The sequence below is a fragment of the Microcoleus sp. B3-D2 genome (assembly GCF_036705345.1).
Taxonomy (GTDB): domain Bacteria; phylum Cyanobacteriota; class Cyanobacteriia; order Cyanobacteriales; family Microcoleaceae; genus Microcoleus.
The window spans coordinates 23,128-36,512 of the sequence record NZ_JAUBUG010000067.1 but is presented as its reverse complement, the minus strand read 5'-3'; the positions used below and the strand labels follow the sequence as shown (position 1 = coordinate 36,512).

The window sequence follows — 13,385 nt, the reverse complement described above, 5'->3', positions numbered from 1 at the left end:
ACTCGATCGAATAGGGTTTCATTTTTTTCGCTTATGTACTAAATATAGTGTATCATATATACATGGAATCTGCTGTAACTCTCTTTTGCAACTAAACGCATTATCCAAAGCTAATTGACTTAACAAAAAAATACGGGGTTTCATCAGGAGCAAGACAGCTTAATTTCGGCAATTAAACCTGAATAGGAATCAATGTCAGGAAAGCTGTGAGAGATTGCTCATCACAGTCAAACCGTCAAACACTCAATAAGAGGTATTTTATGTCTGAACAACCTAGTTTTCCCATCCCAGGAACTGCCCGGGGCGATGAAACAACAGGGCGTTACATTGTTACTTTCCGCGATGATTCGGTGAGAGAAGGGTTAGACCTCTTGAGCGACCAAGCTGGTATCAGAGGACTGGCAAATGCTGCCGATTTCCCGGAATCTGCTTTAGACTTGGGCCAAATTTCGGCAGCAGGAGGAGCGGTGTTCCCAACTCTCGGCGTGGCTGTCGTCTCCCTAGAGGAAGGGGCTTTCAGCAGTATCATGACATCAGCGGGAGAGGATTCCGCCATCCTGGCGATCGAACCCGAGCGCACTTTCTACGCCATTGGCGATGGATTGTCCCTAGACTATTTGCGCGGCTATCGCGATGCGGTGAATAACCTGTACGAGAAAGCCACTACTACAGAGGTAGAAGGAATCAACAAACAAGGATGTTTTGCTGATGATATCGAATCTACTTGGGGTCTGAAGGCAACGAAGGTCATGAACTCTGTCTTGACTGGTAAAGGAATGAAAGTTGCGGTGCTGGATACGGGGATGGATCTATTACATCCCGACTTCGTAGGCCGATCGATCGTATCGAAGTCCTTCGTGCCTGGGGAGGACGTACAAGATGAGAACGGTCACGGTACGCACTGCATTGGGACAGCGTGCGGGTTCAAGGATCTGAACGGCCGGCGGTACGGGATCGCTTACGAATCGACCATTTATGTCGGTAAAGTGTTGAGCAATGCTGGTAGCGGCGCTAGTGCCTGGATTCTCGCTGCGATGGAATGGGCGATCGTCAACGGGTGTCAAGTGATCTCGATGTCCTTAGGAAACGAGACTCCAACACCGTCTACTGCCTACGAAACTGTCGGCCGTCGGGCACTCGAAAATGGGTGTCTCATCGTGGCAGCCGCGGGCAACAACGGGCCAACCGGAAAAGTCGGACAACCAGCGAATAGCCCGTCGATTATGGCTGTGGCAGCCGTCGATCAATGCCTCCAAGTGGCTACGTTCTCGGCTACCTCTGGCGGATCTCTAGGAGCTAAAGTTAATATTGCCGCTCCAGGAGTGGAAGTATACTCATCAGTGCCTGTGAATCAAGGGCGTGATGATGCTTTCAATGGCACCAGCATGGCTACCCCTCACGTAGCTGGGCTCGCTGCTCTGTATGCCCAATGGACTGGTAAACGAGGTTCTCAACTTTGGCAATTGCTAACTTCCCGTGCTATGGCACTACCATTACCAAATGCTCGTGTCGGAAGTGGGTTGCTACAAGCTCCGTAATCACGACAGCGATCGAAATTAGGGAGCACTTCCTATCAGTAGAAGGAGGTTCTCTGTGTTCAGAAACCTCCTTCTACAAACATAATTCACTGACTTTAACTATACAGTAGGGACAATAGCTCAATGGATTTAGCCCAAAGGAGGCTGAATATGTCTGATGAACAAGTAGAGCGCATCATAGTAACTGTTGATGACCAAAACTTATCGGTAATTCAATCTGTTGTGACTGCGTTACAATCGGCGGGAATGAAAGTGGAGCAGGTGCTAGCTGTTACTGGCATCATTACTGGTGAAGTTTCTCAATCGAAGCTAGAAGGACTAAGAACCGTACCGGGTGTCGCTGGTGTCGAGGTCGATCGAGAAATGCAGGCAATTTAAACTAATCATTTAGGGTTAGTAGATCCAGTTTTGCTAACCCCAAATAGCGAATCCCTTCCGGCGTCACGTCAAACCGACAAGGCAAAACTTCGACACCTTCACTCATAGCCTGTCTGAACAATTCTCCGTAAAGGCGATCGGCACTATCGCCCGGAGCAAAATCAGTACAATCCCCGCGATTAATAAAATACAGCATTACAGCCCTCGAACCCTGCCGCACCACTTCTATCAATTCTCTCAAATGTTTCTGTCCTCTCTCCGTCACTGTATCGGGAAATAGAGCCAACTGCTCTTTTACCCAAGTTGTATTTTTCACTTCCAGAAAAATCGGTTTTTCCTCACCAGTCAGCCAAAAATCCACTCTACTTTTTTTATCAGTGCCATAAACAACCTCCGGTTGAATTAAACTGTAATTGCCCAACTCGGGAAACAATTTCAATTCCAAAGCTAATTTAACTACTCGATTTGGCAGCCCAGTATTAACTCCCACCCAAGTTGGCACAGTGTCGCAAACTTTAATTAATTCCCAAGTATAAGCTAACTTGCGTTTAGGATTGTCGCTGGGAGATACTAGCACTGGATTGCCGGGAATGTAAACACCAGTCATCGGGCCAGTATTCGGACAGTGCGCGGTGATTATTTCTCCCGAATCTAGTTCTATTTCGGCAAAAAATCGCTTGTAACGTTTGATGAGAATTCCGGGTAAAAGAGGAGGATATTTGTAAATTAAGCCACTCATTAGATTTTAGATTTTAGATTTTAGATTTTAGATAGAACCTCTAACCGGGAGCCTCTCATATTTGTAAAAAAACTTCTTCTGGCTCCTTGCTTCTTCCTCTTTCTTCCTGCCTCCCAACTCCAATTTATAGCTGGGCTGCTTTCAGTGAAATGCTCCCCCTATAACCGAATACCGGACTCCGAAATTTTTAAATAAGTCTGGGAGCTAACACAATCAGTCATCTGTTATTAACTCTAGGTTATTTATCTTCTTTTATTAACTCATTTGTTTCATCATTTGTAGATTGTAGATTGACGCATCATACCACGAAACGGCGGTTTGTAGTTAGGACGAATAGTCCCGATCGATTATTGAATTTCCGCAAGTCAGTAATATCGATAAAATTGGTATAAGCGCAATTCCCCCTAGAAGTTTTATGAGTTCGTGATATGATTCTCCCGATTCGCGATTAAAATAAGTGAATCCTTTTAGCGTTAGCGTTTGTAACCATTTGTGTCCCAATTACAGAAGCCCTCTCGTTCCCTCGCAGGGATTGCCGGCATTGTCGCACTCGCCACTCTAATTAGCAAAGTCTTCGGCATGGTGCGCCAAATTGCGATCGCCGCAGCCTTTGGAGTCGGTGTCGCCGTCGATGCCTACAACTACGCCTACGTCATCCCCGGTTTCTTATTTATTTTGCTCGGAGGCATTAACGGGCCATTTCACAGCGCCATAGTCAGTGTTTTAGCCCGCCGAGATAAAAAAGAAGCAGCACCCTTAGTCGAGACTATCACCACCTTAGTCGGGGGCATATTGCTGTTGGTGACGATCGCTTTAATTATTTTTGCCGATCCGCTGATCGATTTGGTAGCACCGGGATTAAATAGAACAGCAGAAGGTTTAGAAATCAAAGCAATTGCCGTCCAGCAATTTCGGATTATGGCGCCGATGGCATTACTTTCAGGCTTGATCGGCATTGGTTTCGGCACTCTCAACGCGGCCGATATGTATTGGTTGCCTTCGATTAGCCCTTTATTTTCCAGCGTTGCACTTGTCGGCGGTTTGGGGTTTCTCGCACTGCAACTCGGAGACAAAATTATTCAACCAGAATACGCACTAATTGGTGGCTTAGTGTTAGCTTGGGGAACTTTAGCGGGCGCAGTTTTGCAGTGGTTGGTGCAACTGGTGGCGCAGTGGCGTGCGGGCCTGGGAACATTGCGCTTGCGGTTTAATTTTAAACGCCCCGGAGTGCAAGAAGTAATTAAGGTGATGGTTCCTGCTACCTTATCATCGGGAATGCTGCAAATTAACGTCTATACTGACCTATTTTTTGCATCCTACATCCCTCAAGCTGCCTCTGCGCTGGGTTACAGTGGCTTGTTAGTTATGACTCCTTTAGGCATCATTTCTAATGTAATTTTAGTGCCATTTTTGCCGATATTTTCTCGCCTCACCGAACCCAAAGACTGGCCGGAATTAAAAGATAAAATTCGTCAATCTTTAGTTTTGACCGGGATTACGATGCTGCCCCTGAGCGCTTTAATGGTAACGCTGGCTGGGCCGATCGTCCGCGTGGTTTACGAACGCTATGCTTTTGATCGGTCAGCGTCGCAGTTTGTCACGCCGATATTGATGGCTTACAGTATTGGAATGTTTGTGTATTTGGGACGCGACGTTGTGGTACGGGTATTTTACGCTTTGGGAGACGGAGAAACCCCTTTTCGTGTCAGTATTATCAATATCTTTTTGAACGGACTACTGGATTATTTATTAGTAGGAGCTTTTGGCGCACCCGGATTAGTTTTGGCGACCGTGGGAGTGAATCTTCTTTCGATGGTTATGCTTTTGTACTTATTAGATAAAAAGCTGGGTGGCCTGCCTTGGGGGCAGTGGAGTTTGACTTTTCTGGGGTTAACTTCTGGCAGTTCTCTAACTGCATTCGTTACCTTGGCTACTCTGCAAGCCTGTCAAAGAGTTTTGGGTACTGAAGGTTTGGTAATTCAATTAGTGCAGTTGAGTGTGGCAAGTTTTGTAGGGTTAGGAGTTTTTGCCCTGTTTGTCAGTCAGATGAAGTTGCCGGAAGTTGATATGTTTGTCGATCGCATTCGGGGGCGTTTTCGCAAATAAAATTGTCGGGGCGGGTTAAGGGCGAACTACCAGACACAACGCCCACAATCTGCGTACAAAACCCGCCCTTTACTTTACATTTTGCGCTGAAATTCCTCAAGAACATCCATCAATTGAACTTGACACTGCATCGGAATCAAATCGGCCAGTGGCACTTCCCGCTTGCCGCCGCCCAACTTTACAGGAATTCCTTGCAAAACTCGTTCCACTTGGTCAGCATCTAAATTGCCATCTTCCAGCATTGAATAAAGTTGTTGGGCCACAACGGTATGCAGGTGGGCGTCATTGAGATACAAATGCCACTTGGCAATGTCAATGTAGACATTTTCGCCGATTTCGGCTGCTAAGGATTCGATCGCCTGTGTAGTATTAGCCATATCAAAAAAGCCGAAAGTTATTTGTTATCAATCAAAAGACTTAACAAATCGCCGCCAACTGCCTTCAGCCAGAATCTTTGGTGAGTGGCGAATAATCGGCGATCGCAAAATGGTAAATCGCGTGGGCCAAAACTACTAGAGCCCATCCACCCGTTACCGAAATTGCCCAAGGCCAATCAGCCTTTTGCAAATTGTGAACAAACCACAAACCTGAATTGGTAGCAGAAAAAAGACCGACGTGGATAGCAAAATTCATCCGGTCATCTAAGCGGCGGTACTCTGGATCATTGCGATCGGGTTTGCGGGGCCAACGAGGAGGCATAGTTTTTCACTTGATATTAGTAGTTCAGTGCCTATTTTAATCATAAGTGCAGCTTTTTTAATGCTGCATCCCTCTTTCGGCAGGAAACTTATGCCTCTACATTTTCATAGTCTCCAGACTTGCCGCCACTTTTACTCACCAGTCGAATTGACTCAATGGCGATCGACTTTTCCAATCCTTTAGCCATATCGTACAAAGTGAGCGCCGCCACCGAAACCGCCGTCAGCGCCTCCATTTCCACCCCTGTTTCCGCCTTAATTTTCACCGTCGCCCGAATTTGATACCCCGGCAACCCAGCATCCGCTATCACCTGCACCTCCACGCTACTCAGCGGCAGAGGGTGACACAGAGGAATCAAATGTGCAGTCTGTTTCGCCGCCATAATTCCAGCCAGCCTTGCAGTGCCCAACACATCACCTTTCGGCGCATTCCCCGCTTCAATCGCCGCAAAAGTCTCCGGCAGCATCCGCACCCGGCCAGCAGCCACAGCTTGCCGCACAGTCGGCACCTTCGCTGAAACGTCCACCATTTGGGCTTCCCCGCTGTTGTCGAGGTGAGTTAGCTGTGCCACATCGGGCAATTTAGAAAAAGTTTGGGAAAGGTCTTGCATTATTTTGGTAATGGTGTTACTGTTAGATTCTGTGAGAAAAGAACTTAATCAATTTTAGATTAAATCTCAACTCAACAGGGGCTTGTAGCTTAGTTGGATAGAGTGCATGGCTACGAACCATGAGGTCGGGGGTTCGAATCCCTCCAAGCCCACTACTAAATGTTATGAATTTTGAGTTTTGAGTTTTGAATTAAGAAATTAATTCAACTCAACATTCAAGACTCATAACTTTTTTAATGGGTATTTTACAAGAAATCTCACTCTTTGTGCAAAAGGCCCGAAAGCCTGTTTTTCTGCTAACTCATCGATTCAAAGCATAAATATCTTTGCCTCGACCGATCGCAAATTTCATCGAATTAGATAAGCCCTTGCTAGACTGAGTAATAAAAACCAGCAAAGCCAAACCAGCGAGTCCAGCCGCAAAACCAAACATATTTCTGTAGCCAACTTGTTCAGCAACAAAGCCTAAAGTCGGGCCTGCAACCGCAATCCCCAAATCAAATCCGCCAATACAAAGCGAAAACAAGCGGCCCCTTTCATAAGGTTCGCACCTGTCCGACATCAGCGTTACCATCATCGGCAAAACCGTACCGCCCGCGCAACCTTCAACCAAAGCTGCTATTAAAAAAGCACTGCTGTTGTTAGCAAAATACAACAATAACATAGATACGGCATAACAGATTAAGCCGCCAGAAATAAACAAGCCGCGGCCGTATTTGTCCGAAGCCCGTCCCGTGAGCAACCGTATAGCGAAACTGGCGATAGCCGCCGTAGAATAAAATAATCCAGGATTCAAATTAGCCTTGGTTTCTTGGAGAAACAAAGGCATAAAAGTGCTCAAAGTTCCAAATACTAAACCAACCACCAATAACACTAAAGCCGGAATCCGCACTCTCGGATTCCAGAGCATTTCCCAGTATTTTTGGCTATTTTTGTCCTCAGATAGCGAGTCCGAGAGTGTTAAATCTGCAAAATTAGGTTCGGCAATTTTGCAGGTAAAAAATACAGCCATTGCAGCGAAAGCCGCCGACATCGCAAACAAAGGAGTATAACCAACCCAAGCTTGCACAAATCCGCCAATAGCTGGCCCAACTGCTAAACCAATAGGATTCACCAAGCTCATGTAACCGATTAATTCGCCCCGCTTTCCTGGCGGCGATAAATCTGTTACCAAAGCGCTGTAAGCTGTAGTAAAAGCGGCGATACTAATGCCGTGAAAAACGCGAATAAGTAACAGTAAGGGGATAGATTGAGCTAGCAGGTAGCCCAAAGGGGCGATCGCAGCGACTGACGCACCTAGAAGCAAAACTTGTTTTCGCCCTCTGCTGTCGGCTATTTTACCCAATTGCGGCCTCGATAGCAAAAGTCCGATCGCAAATGCACCCATCACAAAGCCAATTTGCTGTTTTGTACCGCCCACAAATTGAACGTACAGCGGCAAAGTTGGCAGCAGCGAAGCCAAACTTGACCAGAATAGCAGCCCTGCGGTGAATAAAGTCAGCAAGCTGCGTCTGGGTTGGGGATCGATGTCCCTAAAAATATTCAAGATGCTAATTCCCTTTAAATCTTCTGAGTGCGCTCAAGCTGAGGTCGAGTGTATCTATATCATTGTGTTACAATTTCTTAATATTGGCAACAAAAAAACTTGATCTTCTACTCACAGTCAACCGTGAACAGTCAACAGTCAACAGTCAGCATTCTTACCAATCAACCTCAGCCCTTTCCTCCACAACCCGGTGATAAACCCACTCGGTTTCCATCGCCAACTTCTGCCAACTAAATCGGCGTTCCAAATCCTCATAAGCATTGTCAACCAACCACCGCGCGTAACCCGGATTTTTCAGCACCTCCAAAATTCCCCAGGCCAAAGAATCCTGATTGTTTGCCTCAGTAACAACGCCAGTTTTACTGTGCACCACCACCTCTGGAAGTCCGCCCGCATTCGACACAACCACCGGCACCCTTGCAGCAAAGCTTTCTAATGCTACAATCCCAAAAGGTTCGTAAAGACTCGGGAAAACCGCGCAGTCAGCCACCGTCTGGAATTTGTCGAGATGTTCCTCAAACATGAAGCCAGTAAAATAACACTTATTCCAAATTCCTAAATTCCAAGCTAAGTGTTTGAGATGGTCTGTATTGCCGCCGCCAACAATTACAATTTTCGCTTTACCTCCCATTTCCCAAATTACTTTAGGTGCAGCATTCAGAAATACAGCAATGCCTTTTTCGTAGCTAATTCTTCCTACATAATAGACTATTTTTTCGTCGTCTGCCGCAAACTGGCGGCGGAAGTTCATCGCGTCAAATTCGTGCCAGCGGGGCTTTTTTTCCGACCTGATTCCGTTGTAAATTACCTCTATTTTGTTCCACGGAGTCGATAGTACCCGTTCGGCTTCCCGCCGCATATAATCGCTGCAAACAATTACCCGCCAAGCGTTGTAAGCTAGGTCGTTTTCCTTGGCGTTAATATAGCGCTGCCCTTCGTTGTGGATGCCGTTGAAGCGCCCGTATTCCGTGGCGTGGATGGTGGCAATTAGCGGTACTTTAAAAGTATGCTTCAGGGCGATCGCCGCATCTCCCACTAACCAATCGTGAGCGTGGATGATATCAAAGGGGCCTTCCTCAAGCATCAGTTTCCCGCCTTGGTGACCCATGCTTTGGTTGAGGTTCGCCACCCAGTGAAAAAAGTCCTTGGCGTGCCCCACAACCACCCGATGCACACGTATTCCTTCCACCACTTCGTACATCGGCGCATGGCCGAACTCTACTGTAATTAAGTGAATGTCGTGCCCCAGCTTCACCAATTCTGGATATAGTTCCGATACGTGGCGGGCGATACCGCCTACGATTCTGGGAGGAAACTCCCATGCCAATACCAAAATTTTCATCTTTCTCCCTCCAAATATTTTATATATCTTAATGTTTAGGATTAACAGATTTATTGTATAATAATCAGCCTCAAATTTGAGTTGATCGTAAGTTGATGCCCAATGCCTGACTTTTGGCAGCAACAAAGACAGAAAATCATGCCTAAACCTGGTTTTTGCACGAAATTGCTCGATCGCCATTGCTGCCAAAAAAACAGGTTTCCTCAAGATTTGAGCCACTGAAGCAAGCAATGGCGAGATCGTCTACCCGCTTACCCTTTCTTCAAAATCGGCTCCAATTCGCGGCGAAAACTGGTCCAAGCAGCAACCGATGCAGAATTAGAAACAGCACCCTGACGCATCAAAATCGCGCCGTCTTCAAAGCCAACAATTCCGTAATCTCCCGATTTGGACATTCGATCGATCGCCGGTACGATCTCCCGCAACTGTCCCCGTTCCGCGCGAAACGCAGCCTGATACTGCTGCAACTGCCAGAGATCGGCAATTACATATTCCATCTTCACTGCCTTCCCCGCATCATTACGGAGTTCCAACATCGGAAACCTGAGAATTTCCCGGCGACTTGACAAAATCGGCACAATAGTATTCGTTGCTGCCACGCTAGCATCAGCAGGAATTTGAGCCAACAGCGGCCGCACTTGCAAAACGTGCTGCCATTGTCTGACGAGAGGAACCTGCACCCAAGGATCGATCGCATCGGGCAAAATCAAAGAAAAAGTCCGATTTGGGTTAGAAGTGAAGGTAAAAAATAGCGACAAACAGATGCAAAACGCCCAAAAGCGGCGAAACTTTGAAGATGAAGGCAGAGGAAATAAAGCAGAAGGAAAACGCAAAAACATTCTTTCCTCTTTCACCATTCTATCTTCTTCCTTTTGACGCTGGGCCCACCACAGAATCGCCCCATAAAAAAGCCCTGGAACCACAGTCATCGCATAGCGAATATTAATCGCCAGCACCGACTCTCCTTTCGCTAAAAATAGTTTCAGCAGCGGAAATCCAGCTATCATCCAAGACGCAGGCGCGAAAGCTGGCACCAAAGCTAATGGCAACCACTGGCCAAGGAGGTATCTAATCTTACCAAAAAACGGCGTAAATAATTGAGCCACCAACCGCCCGGGATTGCTCACCATTCCCCAAATAATTTCTAGAGTAGAAGCTTCATCTCCATCGGCATATTGGCCGAAGCGCTCCATCATAAACCGCTGCGATATATCAGCAGAAAACAAAGGCATAATCAGATTGGTCAGGACGATCATATAACCAAAACTGAGTATGCAGACGGCTAAACCAGTCCGAGGGTAGCGCCGGCTTAAAATCAGGTAAACTCCGACGCCAAATAAAACAACTCCCCCATCTTCTCGCACGGCCAAAATTAAAGTTGCCAGAATTCCAAACAGCGGCCACCAGCGCTTCTCCATCGCCAGCAGCAAGCTAAAGACATACAGCGGCATTTGACAAATATCGTGAAAATTGCCCAAAGTCGGGCCGATAACCGCGTTAGCGCAGTAATAGCTCACAACAATTGTCGCCGACAGCCTCGGTTCCAGATAGTGTCTGGCGAGAGCATAGAGCACTCCTCCCGCCGCGGTAATTAAAGTCACCTGCAACACAGTCAAAGTGACGGGCGAAGGAAACAGCGAGTAAATTGGCAGCCACAGCATTAGCGCCGGGGTGAAATGCTGCCCCAATCGGTAGTAAGATACTTCCGGGAGCTGATTTTGGTGAACCACATTAGTGGACAACGCCGAAGAGAGGGAACTCTCAAACAAGTGACCCCGAGTGCCGTTCCAAAAAAGTTGATTGAAAATGCCTTGGTCGTAAGTAGCGTAAAAGCTGTAGTAGCGGTGCAGCGTCAGCAACAGGCACAGCACAAAAAAGGCGGCCGCCACTTGAACCACCACCCGCAGCGACTCATTTTTCTTCCATCTCAAAAATATCATCTGCCCGCCTGTAATGAAATTATCGGACAATAGCATAAATCTAAAGTAAGTATTAAATTAAAGTAGAAGTGAAATAACTCGGCTCGGCAATGCTCAATTATTTTCACCCGATCGAAAAGCTCAACAGCGTCCATCCAACATCCGGCACCAGCGACACTGACTGTTCTCCCGAACAGCCGCTCAATTCCGCACCGCTTTTACAGCTTTTGCTGTTTGTAGACAAGCGTTCCTCTTCCCGGGAACAGACCAGACACATCCGCAAGTCCCTAAAGGATTTGAAGGCAGAGTGCGACTTTGAGCTTCAAATCATCGACGTAGGAGAACAGCCCGATTTAGCCGAACACTTTAAACTTGTAGCCACTCCCTCGCTGCTCAAAATTCATCCAGAGCCACGACAAACTCTCGCCGGCAGCAATTTGATCGCTCAACTCGAACACTGGTGGCCCCGCTGGAAGCGTTCTGTAGAAGAATACGCAGCTCAGCAGCATTCGGCCGCAGCACTTGCTGAAAGCCTGACTGACGCAAAACCAATCTATTCCGTTGCTTGCGCCGCCGAACTTGTGCAGCTTTCTGATGAAGTTTTTCGCCTCAAACAGGAAAAAGAACACCTGCAAGAGCAGTTGCAGTTGAAAGACCGGATTATTGCGATGCTAGCTCACGACTTGCGTAATCCCTTGACGGCAGCATCTTTGGCTTTGGAGACTTTGGAGTCAAATCAGAAGGTGAAAGAGGGGGAAAAGTCGCGTTTGACACCGAGTCTGGCGGCTCATTTGATGAAACAAGCCCGCCGCCAAATCCAAATTGTCGATCGTATGATTACAGATATCCTGCAAGCAGCCCGGGGTACAAACGCTCAACTCCACATTGAACCAAAAAGAATCGAACTGGGGGCGATTTGTCAAGATGTAATATTGCAGTTTCAAGACAAATTTCAGGCGAAAAGTCTGAACTTAGAAACAGACATTCCCGCAGATTTGCCCTTGGTTTATGCCGATCCCGATCGCATCAAACAAGTCATGGTCAACCTGCTTGACAACGCCAGCAAGTACACCCCAGACCGAGGAACTGTTAATCTTTCCATTCTCCACCGCACCGCTTACAAAGTTCAAGTCAGCATTTGCAACAGCGGCCCGGGAATTCCTGAAGAAGATTGCGCGAGCATTTTTGAAGATAGCTTTCGCTTGCAGCGAGATAAATCAACAGACGGTTACGGCATTGGACTGTCTCTGTGTCAAGGCATCATCCGCGCCCACTACGGTCAAATTTGGGTAGATTCTATACCCGATAGAGGCAGTTGTTTTCACTTTACCCTGCCCGTGCAAAAATAAAAGTTAGCTGTCATTTGTCAGTTGAAAAGTAGCAACCGAATTTTATATTACAGCTCAACTTTTCCGCAGTGCAGTAATAATCTGTGCGTTTGCCTTGGGAAAAGTAAATTGGTCAATTTCGTCCAGTGTCACCCAGCGAATTTCATCGCATTCAATCGTTTGCGGTTCACCGCTGACGTGGCGGCAGTGGTGCACGTATAGTCTAACTGTAAATTTAGTGTAGTCGTGGTCAATTGTAATCAAGCGATCGCCAACTTCTACGACAATCCCCAACTCCTCCATAATTTCCCGTTTTATGCAAGCTTCGATTGTTTCCCCAGGCTCTATTTTTCCGCCCGGAAACTCCCAGAAACCCCCGTGCAGTCCATGTTGTCGGCGCTTGTCAATCAAAATTTGTTGGCGATCGTTCCAGATTGCAGCAACGCCGATAACTTTGTGGGCCAAAGGAGGAAGAGACATATTAATTGGGAATTGGGTATTGGGAATTTAAGAATAATATCAATAATTATTCAATTATTTAATCTAAAATCTAAAATCTAAAATCTAAAATATTAAGCCCCCATCTTGCGAGGGGGGGCTTGACACTTGGATCACTTAAATGTTCAAAATCTACTAATCGTCCGAGCCGTGTCTCTCACTGGCTTGTAGGGACTTTTCAAAAGTCATTCGCTGTTCGGCATTTTTCAGAAAATAACCGCTAATCATAGCCGAGGCGAGCAATCTACCCAAATGTTCGCGACTGGTAGTCACTGTCACCCCGAAGTGTTCCGAAGGCAAATTCCCCAAAAGTCCAACAATATTTCGCTCCATTACTTGAAACACTTCGTGAGAAGTCGGCTTAGACAACTGAGAAACTGTGTCGGGAGCCATTGACTGCACGTATTGCCATAATAAGTTGGTATTTTCTCCGTCTTCTTCAAAGAATTCTGGGGATTTATTAGATGAGTTGCTCACGAGTACCTCCGTTTCAGACACAGCTTGTTATGTTAGACGCGGGCGGTTAAATTAAATAACCCTTATCTGATCGCTGCTGATCTTTATTACTAAGTAATTACTAATGTAGCAGGACAGTCATAGCAACCAAGTGGGCACAACCGAATTAAAAGCGGCGGTTTTTACGATTTTAGATTGGGGATTGCAAGTGGGGGGGACCCGATCG

13 protein-coding genes and 1 tRNA gene are annotated in these 13,385 nt (G+C 46.7%); 5 read left to right on the top strand and 9 right to left on the bottom strand.

Annotated elements, in window-relative coordinates; translation table 11 throughout:
• The first annotated feature begins 260 nt into the window (after positions 1 to 260).
• Positions 261 to 1,538 (top strand): S8 family serine peptidase, encoded by a 1,278-nt coding sequence (locus QUB14_RS22275; RefSeq protein ID WP_333219328.1) that lies wholly within the window; start codon positions 261 to 263, stop codon positions 1,536 to 1,538.
• A gap of 123 nt (positions 1,539 to 1,661) precedes the next feature.
• On the top strand, positions 1,662 to 1,916 hold the full coding sequence (locus tag QUB14_RS22270; RefSeq protein WP_333297324.1) for a hypothetical protein: 255 nt from the start codon (positions 1,662 to 1,664) through the stop codon (positions 1,914 to 1,916).
• Position 1,917: 1 nt separating this feature from the next.
• Here the strand turns inward: QUB14_RS22270 and sfsA are convergent, their stop codons facing one another.
• Positions 1,918 to 2,655: a DNA/RNA nuclease SfsA gene (gene sfsA / locus QUB14_RS22265; protein ID WP_333219332.1), complete on the bottom strand. Its 738-nt coding sequence runs from the start codon at positions 2,653 to 2,655 to the stop codon at positions 1,918 to 1,920.
• Between the two features lie 492 nt (positions 2,656 to 3,147).
• Here sfsA and murJ point away from each other — a divergent pair, with 492 nt between their 5' ends.
• Entirely contained in the window at positions 3,148 to 4,761 is a 1,614-nt protein-coding gene (gene murJ / locus QUB14_RS22260) for a murein biosynthesis integral membrane protein MurJ (RefSeq protein WP_333219334.1), read from the top strand.
• Between the two features lie 74 nt (positions 4,762 to 4,835).
• On the opposite strand, the gene QUB14_RS22255 is transcribed toward murJ, so the two are convergent.
• From QUB14_RS22255 to moaC, 3 genes are all read right to left on the bottom strand, one after another.
• A complete protein-coding gene (locus tag QUB14_RS22255; RefSeq protein WP_333219336.1) occupies positions 4,836 to 5,138 on the bottom strand; it encodes a DUF3181 family protein in 303 nt (100 codons plus the stop codon).
• A 64-nt stretch (positions 5,139 to 5,202) separates the two neighbouring features.
• Positions 5,203 to 5,460: a 2TM domain-containing protein gene (locus tag QUB14_RS22250; RefSeq protein WP_006633890.1), complete on the bottom strand. Its 258-nt coding sequence runs from the start codon at positions 5,458 to 5,460 to the stop codon at positions 5,203 to 5,205.
• 88 nt (positions 5,461 to 5,548) lie between these two features.
• Positions 5,549 to 6,070 carry a cyclic pyranopterin monophosphate synthase MoaC gene (moaC, locus tag QUB14_RS22245; RefSeq protein WP_333048708.1) on the bottom strand — a complete coding sequence of 174 codons (522 nt, stop codon included), beginning with the start codon at positions 6,068 to 6,070 and terminating at the stop codon, positions 5,549 to 5,551.
• A 78-nt stretch (positions 6,071 to 6,148) separates the two neighbouring features.
• On the opposite strand from moaC, the gene QUB14_RS22240 reads away from it, so the two are divergent.
• A tRNA-Arg gene (locus tag QUB14_RS22240) sits at positions 6,149 to 6,222 on the top strand.
• Between the two features lie 149 nt (positions 6,223 to 6,371).
• Here QUB14_RS22240 and QUB14_RS22235 read toward each other — a convergent pair.
• The 3 genes from QUB14_RS22235 to QUB14_RS22225 all read right to left on the bottom strand — a co-directional run bounded on the left by QUB14_RS22235 (position 6,372) and on the right by QUB14_RS22225 (position 10,934).
• On the bottom strand, positions 6,372 to 7,616 hold the full coding sequence (locus tag QUB14_RS22235) for an MFS transporter (protein ID WP_333219338.1): 1,245 nt from the start codon (positions 7,614 to 7,616) through the stop codon (positions 6,372 to 6,374).
• Between the two features lie 154 nt (positions 7,617 to 7,770).
• A complete protein-coding gene (locus tag QUB14_RS22230) occupies positions 7,771 to 8,958 on the bottom strand; it encodes a glycosyltransferase family 4 protein (protein ID WP_190661880.1) in 1,188 nt (395 codons plus the stop codon).
• 251 nt (positions 8,959 to 9,209) lie between these two features.
• The gene (locus QUB14_RS22225; RefSeq protein ID WP_333219341.1) at positions 9,210 to 10,934 is read right to left on the bottom strand and encodes a DUF2079 domain-containing protein; all 1,725 of its coding nucleotides are present in this window, start codon (positions 10,932 to 10,934) and stop codon (positions 9,210 to 9,212) included.
• Positions 10,935 to 10,987: 53 nt separating this feature from the next.
• Between QUB14_RS22225 and QUB14_RS22220 the strand changes: the two genes are divergently transcribed.
• Positions 10,988 to 12,226 carry a histidine kinase gene (locus QUB14_RS22220; RefSeq protein ID WP_333219343.1) on the top strand — a complete coding sequence of 413 codons (1,239 nt, stop codon included), beginning with the start codon at positions 10,988 to 10,990 and terminating at the stop codon, positions 12,224 to 12,226.
• Positions 12,227 to 12,280: 54 nt separating this feature from the next.
• Here the strand turns inward: QUB14_RS22220 and mutT are convergent, their stop codons facing one another.
• Together mutT and QUB14_RS22210 are read right to left on the bottom strand one after the other, a co-directional pair.
• Positions 12,281 to 12,685, bottom strand: coding sequence for an 8-oxo-dGTP diphosphatase MutT (mutT, locus tag QUB14_RS22215; protein ID WP_190733181.1), 405 nt, complete (start codon positions 12,683 to 12,685; stop codon positions 12,281 to 12,283).
• 153 nt (positions 12,686 to 12,838) lie between these two features.
• The gene (locus tag QUB14_RS22210; protein ID WP_190733183.1) at positions 12,839 to 13,180 is read right to left on the bottom strand and encodes a DUF760 domain-containing protein; all 342 of its coding nucleotides are present in this window, start codon (positions 13,178 to 13,180) and stop codon (positions 12,839 to 12,841) included.
• Between the last annotated feature and the right edge of the window lie 205 nt (positions 13,181 to 13,385).